Origin of the sequence: uncultured Tateyamaria sp. (assembly GCF_947503415.1) — a bacterium.
In the GTDB taxonomy this organism is placed as follows: domain Bacteria; phylum Pseudomonadota; class Alphaproteobacteria; order Rhodobacterales; family Rhodobacteraceae; genus Tateyamaria.
Genome location: NZ_CANNDS010000002.1, coordinates 598,256 through 612,660, shown reverse-complemented (window position 1 = coordinate 612,660; position 14,405 = coordinate 598,256). Strand labels below are relative to the sequence as shown.

The following is a 14,405-nucleotide window of genomic DNA, read 5'->3' as shown; positions in this document are numbered from 1 at the left end:
ACAGCCCATGTCGGGCGACGCGCGCGTGGTGGCCGTTCTTGGCCCCACCAACACAGGTAAAACCACCTATGCCATTGACCGGATGCTGGGCTATCGCACCGGCGTGATCGGCCTGCCGCTGCGCCTGCTCGCACGCGAGGTGTATGACCGCATCGTTGCGCTGCGCGGCCCGTCCGTCGTGGCGCTGGTCACGGGCGAAGAGCGTATCGTGCCGCCCCGCACCCAATACTGGGTCTGCACGGTCGAGGCGATGCCAGAGGGCATGGGCTGCGATTTTCTGGCCATTGACGAGATCCAGCTCTGTGCCGATCCCGAACGCGGCCACGTCTTCACCGACCGCCTGCTGCGCGCCCGCGGCCTGCACGAGACACTGTTTCTGGGCTCTGACACCATGCGCGGCCCGATTTCGGCGCTGGTGCCGCAGGCGACCTATATGCGCCGCGAGCGCATGTCGCAGCTTGTCTATTCCGGGCAAAAGAAGGTGTCGCGCATGCGTCCCCGCTCGGCCATCGTCGGCTTTTCGGTCGACAATGTGTACGCCATCGCCGAGTTGATCCGCCGCCAAAAGGGTGGGGCCGCCGTGGTCATGGGCGCGCTCAGCCCTCGCACGCGAAATGCGCAAGTGGACATGTACCAGAATGGCGAGGTCGATTTCCTTGTCGCCACGGACGCCATCGGCATGGGCCTCAACCTTGATATTGACCACGTGGCCTTCTCATCTCTGTCGAAATTCGATGGCCGCCGGATGCGCCATCTTGCCCCCAATGAACTGGCCCAGATTGCGGGCCGGGCGGGGCGGGGGCAAAAGGACGGCACGTTCGGTGTCACAGGCGATGTCCGCCCGCTCGACGATGGCGTGGCGCAAGCGATCATGGACCACCGGTTCACGCCGCTCAACAAACTGCAATGGCGCAACCACGCCCTGCAATTCGGCACCATCGACGCGCTTGTGCGCAGTCTTGAAGCGCCCCCCGACCACGAGGTTCTGGTCAAGGCGCGCGAGGCGGACGATCTGCAAGCGCTGAAATCGCTCAGCGAGTCCGCCGAAGTCACCGCCCGCTGCACTGATGCCCCCTCCGTCCGTCTGCTGTGGGACGTGTGCCGCGTGCCCGACTTCCGGGGCATCAGCCATCAGGAACATTCCTCACTTTTGGACGTTATCTTCCGCTACCTCCATGAACGCGGCAGCATCCCGAACGACTGGATGGCGCGCCAGATCAGGCGCATTGACCGGTCCGACGGGGACATCGACGCCATATCGAAACGATTGGCGTTTATCCGCACATGGACCTATGTCGCACAGCGCAAGGGCTGGGTGGACGAGATAGACCATTGGCGCGACGAGACGCGCCATGTAGAAGACCGCTTGTCAGACGCGTTACACGAGAAACTGACACAAAGATTTGTAGACCGGCGCACATCTGTCTTGCTGCGCCGGCTAGGCCAGAAGGAGGCCATGGTGGCCGAAGTAAATGACAAAGGTGAAGTGACTGTCGAAGGCGAGTTCGTCGGCAAGTTGGACGGGTTCCGGTTCTCTCAGGACAAGGGGGCGGGTGCGGCCGAGGCCAAGACGATCAAGACCGCCGCGCTGCAAGCGCTCGCACCGCATTTCCACCTGCGGGCCGACCGGTTCTACAACGCGCCGGATACAGAACTGGACTTCACCGAACAGGGTGGGCTCATGTGGGGCAGCTCTGCGGTGGGCAAGCTGGTGGCAGGGCAGGACCCGCTGAAGCCGCAGGTCGAAGTGTTCGTGGATGATGTCGCAGGCCCCGAAGTCGCCCAAAAGGTGCAGCGCCGCCTGCAACACTTCATCGACCGCAAGGTCGCGGCCCTGTTCGAGCCGCTGATCGCCATGCAAAAGGACGAAGCGCTCACCGGCCTTGCCAAAGGCTTCGCCTTCCAGATGGTTGAAGCCATGGGCGTGTTGCCCCGCGCGACCGTTGCCGATGATGTCAAAGCGCTCGATCAGGACGCCCGCGGCGCGCTGCGCAAGCACGGTATCCGCTTTGGCCAGTTCACCATTTTCATGCCGCTCCTGCTGAAACCTGCGCCGACGCGTCTGCGTCTGGTGCTGTGGTCGCTGACCAACGGCCTGTCGGAATTCCCTGAATCTCCGCCGCCCGGTCTGGTAACGGTCCCCGCGATGACAAACGCGCCCCAGGGCACCGACACCATGTCCGGCTACCGCAACGCAGGCGAGCGGGCCATTCGCATCGACATGCTGGAACGGCTGGCCGACATGCTGCGCGCCGAAGATTCCCGCGGCGGGTTCGAGGCCAAGGCCGACATGCTCTCGATCACCGGCATGACGCTGGAACAATTCGCGGGCCTCATGGAGGGCTTGGGTTACAAGGCCGAAAAGGGCGAGCGCGAAAAGGTCAAAGCCGTTGACACCGCTGTCGAAGGCAAACCCGACGCCGACACGCCTGTCATGGACGCGGGCGACGTCGCACCGGCCACGCCAGAGGGCGAGGCCGCCGCGCCAGCCGATGTGCCCGAAGGCACCGCGGACATCGCGGATGCAGGCCAGGCCCCCATCATCGAAGAGCAGGCAGAAACGCCTGAGGTCGCAGCCGAAATCCCCGAGATGTCCGAGACCGAAATCGCCCCCGGCACCGCCGCCGACGCAGGCGCGGCAGAGGTCGAGATGGAGGTGTTCTACACCTTCACATGGGGGCGCCAGCAGGGTGGCAACCGTCGTCCGCAACAGGGCGGCAAACCCCGTGGCAAGGGTGGCCCCAAGGGCAAACCCAAAGGCAAGGGCGGTCCGCGCAAGGACAACAAAGGCCAGAACTTCTCGGCCCGTCCGCCGAAGAAGGAAAAGGCAATCGACCCCGACAATCCGTTTGCAGCAGCCCTCATGGGGTTGAAGGACGACAAGTAAGTGACTGAAGAGGCGGGCAAACTACGGCTGGACAAATGGCTGTGGTTTGCGCGCTTTTTCAAGACCCGCTCATTGGCGGCGACCCGTGTGGCAGCGGGTGATGTGCGCGTCAACGGCGACCGGGTCACGAAACGGTCCACCACAATCACGCCTGGCGACGTGCTGACCTTTTCACAAGGTCGTGTGGTCCGCATCGTAGAGGTCGCAGCCATCGGCACCCGCCGGGGACCGGCTCCCGAAGCGCAGGCGCTTTATAACGATATGTCCCCTCCACCGCCGCCAAAAGAGACACCCGTTCCGGAAAACCCCCGGTTCGAGGGAAAAGGCCGCCCCACCAAGAAAGACCGCCGTCAGGTCGATCTGTCACGCGCGCGGCATCTTGAATGATCGCGGCCCGTCATTTAGTCAGACCAAGACCGTAACTTGAGACAGCCCGCATGACCTATATCGTCAACGATGCCTGCATTGCCTGCAAATACACCGACTGCGTCGAAGTCTGTCCGGTGGATTGCTTCTATGAAGGCGAGAACATGCTGGTGATCCATCCAGACGAATGCATCGACTGCGGCGTGTGCGAACCCGAATGCCCGGCTGATGCCATCCGTCCCGACACTGAACCGGACATGGAAAAGTGGGTTGAGTTCAACCGCAAGTACTCCGAAATGTGGCCGGTCATCATCACCAAGAAAGATCCACTGCCAACCGCCGAAGAGATGGACGGTAAGCCGGGCAAGATGGACCTGTTCTCGGAAAACGCGGGCGAGGGCGGATAAGCCGGCGAATCGGTTTCGCAAGCGAAATGCGCGGAAAAATCGAGACGAAACGGCTTGGAAAAACAGGGACTTCCGGAACTTTCCTTTAGGTAAGCTTTCGAAAGCGCCGTTTTTGTGTTATACTCTTGCGACAACAGACAGATGGACGCTGCATTGACCCGTCAGCATGATTGACCGGTCAGACTTAAATTTTGACCCGAACCGCACCAAGACGAGGCAGTGCTTGCCCCGCCTGATGCGGTTTTGACTGTCAAAACCGTGGCAACCATGCGTCGCATGAGGATCAGGAATGACAAAATCTAAGAAACTCGACTTCCGCCCGAATGAATTCGTGGTCTACCCCGCCCACGGCGTGGGCCAGATCACAACCGTGGAAAAGCAGGAAGTGGCCGGCATTGAACTGGAACTGTTCGTCATCACCTTTGAAAAGGACAAGATGACCCTACGCGTGCCCACGAACAAGGCGACCGAGATCGGCATGCGGGCGCTCTCCAGCCCCGATGTGATTGCCCATGCCATGAAGACCCTCAAGGGCAAGGCCAAGGTCAAGCGCGCGATGTGGTCCCGCCGGGCCCAGGAATATGAGCAAAAGATCAACTCGGGCGACCTGATTGCGATTGCCGAAGTGGTCCGCGACCTGCACCGCACCGACGACCAGCGCGAGCAAAGCTATTCCGAGCGCCAGCTGTACGAAGCGGCCCTTGAGCGTCTGACCCGCGAAGTGGCCGCCGTGTCCGGTGGGGACGAGATTGCTGCCGCGAAAGAGGTCGGTGACGTGCTCAGCAGCCGGATCGCTGCTTAAAATCTGGTTAACAATAATCGGAAGTCATTGAAAACAAACGTGTCCCCGCGGGGACACGTTTTTTATTTGGCGAGTGTGACCAGCGTCAGCAGCACAGCAACCTCGGTCAGAACTTGGGTTGCACCCAGAATATCGCCGGTCTGCCCGCCGATCTTGACCTTGGCGACAAGACCAACAAGCCCGGCTATCGCCGCCGCCACAAGGGCTGCGACAAGCCCCGCACTTCCAACAAGAACCACCGCCGCGATGCCGCCAATCAGAACGGCAGCCATGACGTCGCCCATGCGCGGCGCGCCCACGCTGTGCGACAGGCCAGGCACCCGTGCGGGCGGCAGGGCCAGCATCAGCGGCGGCATGGCGGCGCGGCTGAGCATCAGGGCAGCGACAATCCCGGTCCAGCTTGCTTCGGCCAATCCGAGCCAGCGCAGGCCCATCACCACGATCAGCGCCAACACGCCGTAGGCCCCGATGCGGCTGTCTTTCATAATCTCGAGCCTGCGGTTGCGGTCGTGTCCCCCCCACAGCCCGTCCGCCGTGTCGGCCAGCCCGTCTTCATGCATGGCCCCCGTCAGCATGATCAGCGCGCCCAGCAGCACGCCCGCGATGATGCCGGGCGAAAGGCTCAAGGCCGAAAGCATAACGGCAAGCACCGTCAGGATTAAGCCCAGAACCAGACCCACAAGCGGATAGGCCCACACGGCGCGCGCGCCATAGGCAAAGGCGCGATCGGGCAGGGGCGGCAAAGGCAGGCGGGTCAGCAGGACCAGTGCGGCAGCCATGTCCCAAAGCCGCCCCAAAGGGCCGATGTCGGAATCATTCTGTGCCATGTCCGGTCCTGACTTGCGGGTGCGTTCCGTTTGGGTAAAGAGCGATGCAGCAACAGGCAAGGACAAGACCCATGAGCTTTGAGAGTTTGGATGCGCTGCGTGCCCTTTTGGCGAACATGCCGGGCCCCGACAACGCGGCCATCGAAGGTGCCGCCGAGCGCAATGGCCAACTGACCAAACCCCCGGGCGCGCTGGGTCGGCTTGAGGACCTGGCGCAATGGTATGCCGGATGGCGCGGGACCCCGCGGCCCAGTATCGACGCGCCGCAGGTCATTGTTTTCGCGGGCAACCACGGGGTGGCGGCGCGCGGCGTGTCGGCCTTTCCGCCCGAGGTAACGGTGCAGATGGTGGCGAATTTCGAGCATGGCGGGGCCGCGATCAACCAGTTGGCCAAGGCGTTCGGCGCGCGGATGGACGTGGTGCCGCTGGAACTGGACCGCCCCACCGCGGATTTCACCGAAGGCCCTGCCATGACCGAGGCCGAGGTCGTGACCGCCCTGCGCGCAGGCTGGGACGCAGTGGATGAGGGCGCCGACCTGCTGGTTGTGGGTGAGATGGGCATTGGCAATACCACGTCGGCGTCTGCCATCGCCGCGCGCCTGTTCGGTGGCGACGCAGGCGACTGGACCGGACGGGGCACCGGCGTCGAGGGGGACGCGCTTGCGCTCAAGACCGAAGTGGTGGCCGATGCGCTGGCGGCCCATGGGGCCGCGACCGATGGCCTGGATGTGTTGATGCGTTTGGGTGGGCGCGAGCTTGCCGGGATGGTCGGGGCCATGGCGCGGGCGCGGTCGTTGCGCATTCCTGTGATCATGGATGGGTTTATCTGCACGGCGGCTGCTGCGTGTCTTGCCAAGACCCAAGAGGGTGCGCTGGATCATGTGGTGGCAGGGCATGAAAGCGCCGAAGCCGCGCATGGCCGGATGCTGGATGCGTTGGCAAAGGCCCCACTTTTGTCGCTGGGTCTGCGCCTTGGCGAGGGGTCGGGGGCCGCGCTTGCGATTGGCGTGCTAAAGGGCGCGGTCGCATGCCATTCGGGCATGGCCACCTTCGTCGAAGCCGGTGTGTCTGACGGCTAGTGTCGGCGGTGGCTCTGTTTTGTGCTGACGCCCAAAAGGCGCCCACCCGCCGACCCTCAGGCGCGCTTGGGTTCGTCCTGTCGCGCTGACAGCGCCGCTTCGAGTGTTTTTTCCAGACTCTTGGCGCGTTCCACATAGGCGTCGTTTTTTGAGGCCGGGATGTTGGGGTCCCAGACTTCGGCCAATTGCCTGACCGCGTCGCGGTCATGGGCGTAGAAGACCCGTTCCGCTTCGGCGGCTTCGTAATCCGTCAGGCCCATCTGTTCGAGCGCGTAGCGGCCAGCCCGCAGGGAACTGTCAAACATTTCGCGCACGATGTCATCGGCCCCGGCCTGATAGAGCCGGTAGACGTGCACACGGTCATAGGCGCGGGCGATGATGTGGATGTCGGGCCGGGTTTTACGGGCATAGGCGACCAGTCGTGTGGCGGCGTCCTTGTCGTCCAGCGCTACGACCAGAATATGCGCATTTTCGAGCCCGGCGGCGTGCAGGATGTCGGGGCGGCTGGGATCGCCCAGAAACCCTTTGTACCCAAAGCGGCGCATCAGCGCGATGGTTTCCATATCGTGGTCCAGCACCACCGTCTTGAAGCCGGAGCCTTGCAGCAGGCGGTTCACGATCTGCCCGAAACGCCCGATCCCGGCAATGATGACTGGCCCGTCTTCGTCGATTTCGTCGGCTTCGACCTCAGGCCCACTGTCCACCATGCGCCGGGATTTAAGCTCGTACAGGATGAACAGCAGTGGGGTGATCAACATGGTGAGGGCCACGACCAGCAGCAGGGTTTCGGCCACGCTTGGCGGGATCACCCCTTGTCCGACCGAGAAGGCCACGAGGACAAATCCAAATTCGCCTGCCTGCGCGAGCCCAAGGGTGAAAAGCCATCGGTCGCGCCCGCGGATGTTGAACGCGACAGCAAGGCAGTAAAGCAGCACGCCTTTGACCGCGATCACGAGAATCGCCATCGACAGCAGCGCGGGCCAGTCTTCGAACAGCAGATCGAAATTGATGCCCGCCCCCACGGTGATGAAGAAGAGGCCCAGCAGCAGTCCCTTGAACGGTTCAAGGTCAGATTCCAGTTCGTGCCGAAACTCGGAGCTGGCGAGTACAACGCCCGCAAGAAACGCACCGAGGGCAGGCGACAGTCCCACCAGCATCATCAGGAAGCTGATCGACACTACGATGAGCAGCGCAAGGGCCGTGTACATCTCGCGCAGGTGGGCGGCGTGGATGAAGCGGAACACCGGGCGGGTGAGGAAGATGCCCGCCAAGATAACGGCGACAACGGCGGCGATTGTGACCAGCGTGACGCCCCAGGCGGGCAGGCCGTCCACAAGGCTCATCGCGGCCCCGTGGCCGTGATCATCCCCGTCGGTACGGACAATCGAGCCATCCGCGTTGATCTGCATCGGCAGCGTCACCACAAGCAAAGGCAGGAAGGCGAGGATCGGGATCACGGCAATGTCCTGAGTCAGCAGGACAGAGAACACGGATCGCCCGCCGCTGGTTTGCATAAGCCCCTTTTCCGACAGGGTTTGCAGCACAATCGCGGTCGAGGACAGGGCCAGCGTCAGGCCGATGGCCAGCGCCACCCCCCAAGGCTGATCATAGGCCATGGCGATGCCCATGAGCGCCAGTGCCGAGAGGGTCACTTGCAGCCCCCCCAGTCCAAGCAACTTGTGCCGCATGTCCCACAGTGCTCTGGGTTCGAGTTCCAGACCGATCAGGAACAGCATCATCACAACGCCGAATTCGGCAAAGTGCTGGAGGTCCTCGGTTTCGGCGCCGACAAGGCCCAGCACGGGGCCGATAGCGATCCCGGCGGCCAGATACCCAAGCACAGACCCCAGCCCAAGCCGGGCCGCAATCGGCACGGCGATCACTGCGGCGGCGAGGTAGATCGAGGCTTGGTAGAGGAAGCTTTCCATGGTGGACCCTGAACGCGTTGGTCGTGGCTCACAACATGCCGTTGTGCCTTGGAAATACAAGGCGAACAGTGAAAACTTGGCCCAAAAACAGTTTCCGCCTAGTCTGGTGCCCATAGATTTTAGACGAACCCGAATTTTGAGAGCGTAGTGCTATGAAAGCGAGTTCCTTTTTGATGGGCGTTCTTGTCGCGTCCATTGTCGCCATTGCGGCCATTGCCTTGCAGAACCGACCCACCCTGGCAGAGGATCCGGCCCCCGTTGCCTGCAGCGTCGGACCGGGAGAGGAGACCAGCGCCGCCTATCTGCAACGCAAGGCGCGGTGCATCCACGATGACCTGGAAGATGAGATGACAAAGAAGCGCCTCGCGCTGGTCGATGACATTTACATCAAGTCGTGGTCTTATTCCCTTCTGAACAAGGTGTTTTTCTGGGTGTCTGTGGGCCTTGCAGTGCTGGTTTTGCTGTATCCCGGCTTGGGGCCGATGTTCAAATATGACCCCACGAACAGCTCTTATGCGAACGCGACGCCCAACTGGTTTCAGCGGGCCATAACGACGTCTGCCGTCCAGACCAGCGTGACAGCGCTCGCGGCGTTTTCGTTCGCATTCTATGCGCATTACAAGGACAAGCAGTCGGTGTCCGAAACGCTGATGCGCGAAGTGATCTTTGCGCAGACATTCGACGATGCAGCACTGCAGGACATTCTTGAGCGCATCAAGCAGATGGACAAGGGGTTTGGCTTTTCCACCAACGCGACCGGGACGCTGGTTGAATAGCGGTCAGGTGGGCAGCGGGCCGTCGCGCTTGAGTTGATCCATGACGATTTGGCTTTGCACACGGGCCACGGCCGGGTGTGGCAGCAGCACCTCGTGGATCAGGGTGTTGAGCGCGGCAAGGTCGGCGCAATAGACCCGCAGCAGGTAATCGGCGTCGCCTGTCATGGTCCAGGCACTGGTGACCTCGGGCTGTGTGTCGATCAACCGGGCAAAGCTGGTGGCGTGTTCAGGGCCGTGCACGGACAGGTGGACCTGCACAAAGCCCTGTACGCTGAGCCCCAGTTTCTTTGCGTCGAGACGTGCGATGTAGGCTTCGATATAGCCGTCGGCTTCCAGCCGTTGACGCCGCCGCCCGACCTGACTGGCCGAAAGGTGCAGCAGATCGCTGAGGTCCTGCGCCGTCAGATGCGCGTTTTTCTGGAGGGCGGCGAGCAGGCGGGTGTCGATGGAATCGAGCATGTGCGGCGGTCTTTCGTTCTTTCATACCTTTATGCGGGTTTGCCGCATGGAGTGGAAGGTTGATGCAGAACTTTGCGCAGATACCGCACGGCTGCGCCCCCATATGTGCATCAACAGCGCAAATCAGGAGATGTCTCATGGGCCCGTTCCCGCACAATGCCCCGAAATCCACGATCTCTGCCGAGAACCCAGCCGGCACTGACGGCTTCGAGTTTGTCGAGTTTGCGCATCCTGAGCCGGAAGAACTGCGCGCGCTGTTTGCCCGGATGGGATACGCCAAGGTGGCCAAGCATAAATCGAAGGATATTGAGCTGTGGCAGCAGGGTGACATCACCTATGTCTTGAATGCCGAAGCGGGCAGCTTTGGGGCGCAGTTCGTCGAGGAACACGGACCCTGCGCCCCGTCCATGGGCTGGCGCGTGGTCGATGCACAACATGCGTTCGAGCGGGCCGTGCAGTTGGGCGCGACGCCGTGCGAGGGCGACGGCAAGGTGCTGGATGTGCCCGCGATCTACGGCATTGGTGGCAGTCTGATCTACTTCGTGGACCAGTACTACGACACCTCGCCCTACAACGATGAATATGAATGGCTGGTGCCGTCCAAGCCACGCGGGGTCGGGTTCTTCTACCTCGATCACCTGACGCACAATGTGCACAAGGGGAACATGGACACCTGGTTCCGGTTCTATGGCGATCTGTTCGGCTTCAAGGAAATCCGGTTCTTCGACATCGAGGGTAAATTTACCGGGCTGTTGTCCCGCGCGTTGACGTCGCCCTGTGGCCGTATCCGCATTCCGATCAATGAGGATCGGGGCGAGACGGGACAGATCGTGGCGTACCTCAAAAAGTACAAGGGCGAGGGCATCCAGCATATCGCGGTGGGGTCTGACGACTTGTATGACAGCACCGATGCGGTTGCCGAGAACGGTTTGAAGTTCATGCCTGGCCCGCCCGACACGTACTATGATCTGTCGAAAGAGCGGGTTGTTGGCCACGATGAACCCCTCGACCGTATGAAAAAGCACGGCATTCTGATCGACGGCGAAGGGGTTGTGGATGGGGCAGAGACCAAGATCCTGCTCCAGATATTCTCCAAGACCGTGATCGGGCCGATCTTTTTCGAGTTCATCCAGCGCAAGGGCGATGACGGCTTTGGCGAGGGGAACTTCAAGGCGCTGTTCGAAAGTATCGAACAGGAGCAGATCAACAACGGCGAGTTGGCAGCAGGATAAGGCTGTCGGCTCAGCCGCTTGGCATTTTCAGAACGACGTTGCGGTTGCCTTTTTGGTACCGCAACTCGCTGTCACCAATGGCTGACACGCGACCGCCGTCAAAGCGGTCGCCCACTTTCACTTTCTGATACCGACCGTTCCTGAGCCGGACCAGTGCGCGCCGGTTCGATGGTGTGCCATAGACTCCGATCAGGTTGACGCGGCTCAGGTTGATGGCATTGCGCACGGTCGCTTCGCGCGTGACGGACGTGGATGAGGGGATCGACGGCGTAACGGTGCGCGGCGCCACTGCAGCCACACGCTGCGGTGCTGTGGCGGTCCGATTGGCGCGGGAGACAACCCGCGCGAAATTCCGAGGCCGGGTTTCGGGGCGGATGGATTGGGCGACGGCAAGCGGGCTGATCGTCTCGGCAGCGACGGCTTCGGCGATCAGTTCTGCGGTGTCGGCATCCTGCGGCTCCTCAGCCTCTTGCGGGGCGGCAGGGCGCAGACGGGGACGTAGAAGGGCCAGCTCGGAGAGCGACAGACCACCCAACGTGGCGCGTTCGTTCTGCTCAACCAGATCAGTGGGGCGGGCCTGCGGACGCGCGCGCGACAAACGGGCCGCGTCAGGGGCGGAGACGACGGGCGGTTCTTCTTCTTGCGTGCGTGTGGTGGGCGGCTCGACCGGGGGGCGGCCAAGGAACACGGTAAAGCCATCGGGGCTGAGCGCCCCTTCTTCCGTCGGTACAACGCGTCCGTTGTCATCCAGTGTGAAATTCGTGCCCGGTGCAGGCGGCGATGTGACGTCGGGAAATGCCACGTCGGTGAGGTAGGATGTGGTACCCGGCAGGGCGATTGCATCCAGCGCCGGACTGATCGGGTCAATGCCGGTGACATAGAGGTCCTCCAGCTCGATCACCTCGGCCGGGGCCGGTGGAATTTGCGGCGCTTTCGGCCAGATGCCTGTGACCGCATAGCGCGCCTCCAACGCCGCGCTGTCCAGCTCTTGCTGTACGGCCGGGTCCGGTTGCGGATCACGCAGCGCGTCAAGTACGGCGGCATCTTCGGCCGTCAGCCCATCGCTCAGACCTTCGTTCAGCGATGCAACGATCAATTCGTCGCCGGTCTGCTCGGTCGGCTCCAGCTCCAGCGTGGCACCCACGTCTTCGGCAAGCGTCTGTTCGGCGTCAGCAGGCAAGGTCGATGCAAGCGTCCGCTCGCGTTTCGGGAACAGTTTGGCCAGCCCGTCATCAAGGAACACAGACGCCCAGGCTGCAACGCCCGCAAGGAAGATCAGCAAGGCGGCTGTCAGGATCAGGCCAAGATAGCGTGGCTTGCCGCCGACCTGTGCCTCGGCGCGCGCCCCGAAGACTGTCATGCGCTGCGCTTCGACATCCGAGGGAGCAGTGGCGGCCGCAGATGGCAATGCAGCACGTGCCGCGCGCGCAGGAGGGGTCGCTGGCGGGGGCGGCGGCACACGCTTGGACTTGCGCCGAGACAGGAAGCCGCCCTTTGAGCTTGGTGGTGCCTTGGCGTCCGCTTTCGCTGGCGCGGGTGGCGGTGGCAGGTCCTCGATCGGGGGGGCGGCGCGCAGGCTTTTGGCAGCGGCCAGTTGCGGGCTGAGCGGAGGCGTTTCGCCCTTTTCGGGACCGCGGTCAGCGACAGTCAGTCGCGCAGGCGACGGTGTCTTCGGAGGCTCGCGCGTGACGCCGCCCAATGGTGCGGCAGCAGAACCGTCCGGGATGGCGCGACGACGCGTCGCAAATCCCATGAGGGCGGAGTCGTCCTCTGCGGGGATCTGGCTTGCTGCGACGTCGGCAAGATTTGGGTCTTGGTCGATATCAGGATCATCGCCGGGTGGTTCATCCGGTGGCGTGTCGTCCGAGGCTGTGCCGTCTTTGCCGCTGACCTCTGCGGATGCTGCGCTGGCAGGGGCGTCTTCTGGTTTTTCTGCCGCGCTGTCCACTGGCGCATCGTGGACAGGCTCGGGATCGGAGGCTGTTGGATCGGGCGCGGGACTATCTGTCGGCGGCGGGTCGACTTTGGCGGCATCGGCTTCCGGCACAGGATCCGGGTCTTTGACCACCTCCGTCCGGCTTTCTGTATCCGCTGCCTCTTTCCTGGCTTTCTTGCGCGGCTCCGGTTTGGGGGCGTCATCCGCCGCCGCATCAACGTCGTGGGACACGACAACCACACGGATGCCGTCAGGTTCGACACGCGCCCCTTTGGCCAGCAACTCGTCTGCGTGTTTAGTCTGCCCGAAAAACGGCTCGCCGAGGTAACCTTCACCTTCTGGTGCGGCCACGAAACTGACCGGATTGAACTTGTGTTCAACGGCAAAGGCCTCGGCCTCGGACAGGGTTTCGCGGGCCACCGCCGCCACGTGCGTCTTCGTGCCATCGGCAGAAATGTCGAAGGCCAAGGCATCGACGGGGTAGGGCGTGGCACCATCAAGTGCCAGCAGGGCGGCCTTTTTCCGTGCCGCGTCGTCCAGATCACCTGTTTCGATGGTCAGGTATTTGACCTGATTGTCCGGGATGATCAGCTTGCTGCGGACGCGTTTGTTTTTGGACTGGGCCGCGATTTTGCGCAGCTGCCGCAGGTCCCGCGTCAGATTGTCGGTGGCCACATCGACAGCGCCAAGCTCACGCCACCCCCCTGCCGCGCGGTGCAGCAGACGGATCCCGTCGAAGGACAAGGACAACGCAAACTCAGGCTTCATATCAAGCACATAACAACTGGGCACACCGATTGAAACATCCGGTGCGGATGAAGAGAAGATAAAGCAGGTCTTTGCGCATGCAAAGGAAAAGCCGATTGGGCAGGTTGTGCGTGACCCATGCCGAGGGCCAAGATGCGGCGTGTAAGCGAAGGGAAAACAAGATGAAAATGTCGATTTTGATCGGGGTGATCTGGGCCATGATGGCAAGCGTTGCGGCGGCGCAAACGCAAGGGCCTGTGCTGTCAGTATCGGGTGAGGGGCAGGTGGCGGTTGCCCCTGATATGGCGGTGATATCTTTGGGTGTTGTGCATGTCGACAAAACCGCCGGTGCGGCCATGACCAAGGTCAGTGATGATGCGCGCGCCCTGTTGGATGTACTGACGGCGCAGGGGATCGAGGCGCGTGATGTCCAGACATCGCAGTTGAGCATCAATCCGGTTTGGGAGGGGAATGGATCAAGCCCCCGGACCATTACCGGTTTCGAGGCGCGCAATACTGTCACGGTTCGTGTGCGCGCTCTGGACGGGCTGGGCGCGGTTCTGGATCAGGTGCTGGATGCGGGCACCAACACCTTTGGCGGGCTGCGCTTTGAGCTGCAGGATCCGAGTGCGGCGCAAGCCGAGGCGCGCAAAGCGGCCGTGAAAGATGCAATGGACAAGGCGGCGCAACTGAGCGCCGCGGCCGGTACACAACTGGGGGACGTTTTGTCGATAAGCGACGGGGGCAACGCACCCCGCCCGGAAATGTTCGCGGCGGCCCGGTCCGCGGATGTGCCGGTGGCCGCAGGAGAGTTGGTTGTGTCGGTGCGTGTCGCGATGACGTTCGCGTTGGCACCCTGAGTTGCACGTGATCCAAAGGCCGCATGCGCGACGACATTGTCAGGGGGCTCTGCCCCCGTCCTTCGGACTCCCCCGGAATGTTTCGGAAACAGAGCAGGG

12 protein-coding genes are annotated in these 14,405 nt (G+C 62.5%); 8 read left to right on the top strand and 4 right to left on the bottom strand.

The annotated features are described in order from the left end of the window. The first annotated feature begins 7 nt into the window (after nucleotides 1–7). The 4 genes from Q1A32_RS14195 to Q1A32_RS14180 all read left to right on the top strand — a co-directional run bounded on the left by Q1A32_RS14195 (nucleotide 8) and on the right by Q1A32_RS14180 (nucleotide 4,462). Nucleotides 8–2,887: a helicase-related protein gene (locus Q1A32_RS14195; protein WP_299654380.1), complete on the top strand. Its 2,880-nt coding sequence runs from the start codon at nucleotides 8–10 to the stop codon at nucleotides 2,885–2,887. Beyond that, nucleotides 2,888–3,274: an RNA-binding S4 domain-containing protein gene (locus Q1A32_RS14190; RefSeq protein ID WP_299654377.1), complete on the top strand. Its 387-nt coding sequence runs from the start codon at nucleotides 2,888–2,890 to the stop codon at nucleotides 3,272–3,274. Between the two features lie 50 nt (nucleotides 3,275–3,324). Further along, nucleotides 3,325–3,660, top strand: a complete 336-nt coding sequence (fdxA, locus tag Q1A32_RS14185) for a ferredoxin FdxA (RefSeq protein ID WP_299611878.1) — start codon at nucleotides 3,325–3,327, stop codon at nucleotides 3,658–3,660. Nucleotides 3,661–3,949: 289 nt separating this feature from the next. Further along, entirely contained in the window at nucleotides 3,950–4,462 is a 513-nt protein-coding gene (locus Q1A32_RS14180; protein ID WP_299611879.1) for a CarD family transcriptional regulator, read from the top strand. Between the two features lie 62 nt (nucleotides 4,463–4,524). On the opposite strand, the gene cobS is transcribed toward Q1A32_RS14180, so the two are convergent. Then, entirely contained in the window at nucleotides 4,525–5,289 is a 765-nt protein-coding gene (gene cobS, locus Q1A32_RS14175) for an adenosylcobinamide-GDP ribazoletransferase (RefSeq protein ID WP_299654374.1), read from the bottom strand. 71 nt (nucleotides 5,290–5,360) lie between these two features. Between cobS and cobT the strand changes: the two genes are divergently transcribed. Beyond that, on the top strand, nucleotides 5,361–6,368 hold the full coding sequence (cobT, locus tag Q1A32_RS14170) for a nicotinate-nucleotide--dimethylbenzimidazole phosphoribosyltransferase (RefSeq protein WP_299654371.1): 1,008 nt from the start codon (nucleotides 5,361–5,363) through the stop codon (nucleotides 6,366–6,368). 56 nt (nucleotides 6,369–6,424) lie between these two features. On the opposite strand, the gene Q1A32_RS14165 is transcribed toward cobT, so the two are convergent. Continuing rightward, nucleotides 6,425–8,296, bottom strand: a complete 1,872-nt coding sequence (locus tag Q1A32_RS14165; protein WP_299611885.1) for a monovalent cation:proton antiporter-2 (CPA2) family protein — start codon at nucleotides 8,294–8,296, stop codon at nucleotides 6,425–6,427. A gap of 152 nt (nucleotides 8,297–8,448) precedes the next feature. On the opposite strand from Q1A32_RS14165, the gene Q1A32_RS14160 reads away from it, so the two are divergent. Beyond that, on the top strand, nucleotides 8,449–9,072 hold the full coding sequence (locus Q1A32_RS14160) for a hypothetical protein (RefSeq protein WP_299654368.1): 624 nt from the start codon (nucleotides 8,449–8,451) through the stop codon (nucleotides 9,070–9,072). 3 nt (nucleotides 9,073–9,075) lie between these two features. Here the strand turns inward: Q1A32_RS14160 and Q1A32_RS14155 are convergent, their stop codons facing one another. Then, nucleotides 9,076–9,531, bottom strand: coding sequence for an Lrp/AsnC family transcriptional regulator (locus Q1A32_RS14155; RefSeq protein ID WP_299654365.1), 456 nt, complete (start codon nucleotides 9,529–9,531; stop codon nucleotides 9,076–9,078). Between the two features lie 137 nt (nucleotides 9,532–9,668). Between Q1A32_RS14155 and hppD the strand changes: the two genes are divergently transcribed. Beyond that, on the top strand, nucleotides 9,669–10,763 hold the full coding sequence (gene hppD, locus Q1A32_RS14150; protein WP_299654362.1) for a 4-hydroxyphenylpyruvate dioxygenase: 1,095 nt from the start codon (nucleotides 9,669–9,671) through the stop codon (nucleotides 10,761–10,763). A 10-nt stretch (nucleotides 10,764–10,773) separates the two neighbouring features. Here hppD and Q1A32_RS14145 read toward each other — a convergent pair whose 3' ends face one another. Next, the gene (locus Q1A32_RS14145; protein ID WP_299654360.1) at nucleotides 10,774–13,467 is read right to left on the bottom strand and encodes a hypothetical protein; all 2,694 of its coding nucleotides are present in this window, start codon (nucleotides 13,465–13,467) and stop codon (nucleotides 10,774–10,776) included. Between the two features lie 161 nt (nucleotides 13,468–13,628). On the opposite strand from Q1A32_RS14145, the gene Q1A32_RS14140 reads away from it, so the two are divergent. Then, nucleotides 13,629–14,306, top strand: a complete 678-nt coding sequence (locus Q1A32_RS14140; protein WP_299654357.1) for an SIMPL domain-containing protein — start codon at nucleotides 13,629–13,631, stop codon at nucleotides 14,304–14,306. The last annotated feature ends 99 nt before the right edge of the window (nucleotides 14,307–14,405 follow it).

Excerpts from the sequence above, each read along its gene's own strand:
- Q1A32_RS14160 (WP_299654368.1), top strand. The coding sequence starts at position 8,449 with ATGAAAGCGAGTTCCTTTTTGATGGGCGTTCTTGTCGCGTCCATTGTC.
- Q1A32_RS14180 (WP_299611879.1), top strand. The coding sequence starts at position 3,950 with ATGACAAAATCTAAGAAACTCGACTTCCGCCCGAATGAATTCGTGGTC.
- Q1A32_RS14155 (WP_299654365.1), bottom strand. The coding sequence starts at position 9,531 with ATGCTCGATTCCATCGACACCCGCCTGCTCGCCGCCCTCCAGAAAAAC.
- Q1A32_RS14165 (WP_299611885.1), bottom strand. The coding sequence starts at position 8,296 with ATGGAAAGCTTCCTCTACCAAGCCTCGATCTACCTCGCCGCCGCAGTG.
- Q1A32_RS14145 (WP_299654360.1), bottom strand. The coding sequence starts at position 13,467 with ATGAAGCCTGAGTTTGCGTTGTCCTTGTCCTTCGACGGGATCCGTCTG.
- cobT (WP_299654371.1), top strand. The coding sequence starts at position 5,361 with ATGAGCTTTGAGAGTTTGGATGCGCTGCGTGCCCTTTTGGCGAACATG.
- Q1A32_RS14140 (WP_299654357.1), top strand. The coding sequence starts at position 13,629 with ATGAAAATGTCGATTTTGATCGGGGTGATCTGGGCCATGATGGCAAGC.
- hppD (WP_299654362.1), top strand. The coding sequence starts at position 9,669 with ATGGGCCCGTTCCCGCACAATGCCCCGAAATCCACGATCTCTGCCGAG.
- Q1A32_RS14195 (WP_299654380.1), top strand. The coding sequence starts at position 8 with ATGTCGGGCGACGCGCGCGTGGTGGCCGTTCTTGGCCCCACCAACACA.
- cobS (WP_299654374.1), bottom strand. The coding sequence starts at position 5,289 with ATGGCACAGAATGATTCCGACATCGGCCCTTTGGGGCGGCTTTGGGAC.
- fdxA (WP_299611878.1), top strand. The coding sequence starts at position 3,325 with ATGACCTATATCGTCAACGATGCCTGCATTGCCTGCAAATACACCGAC.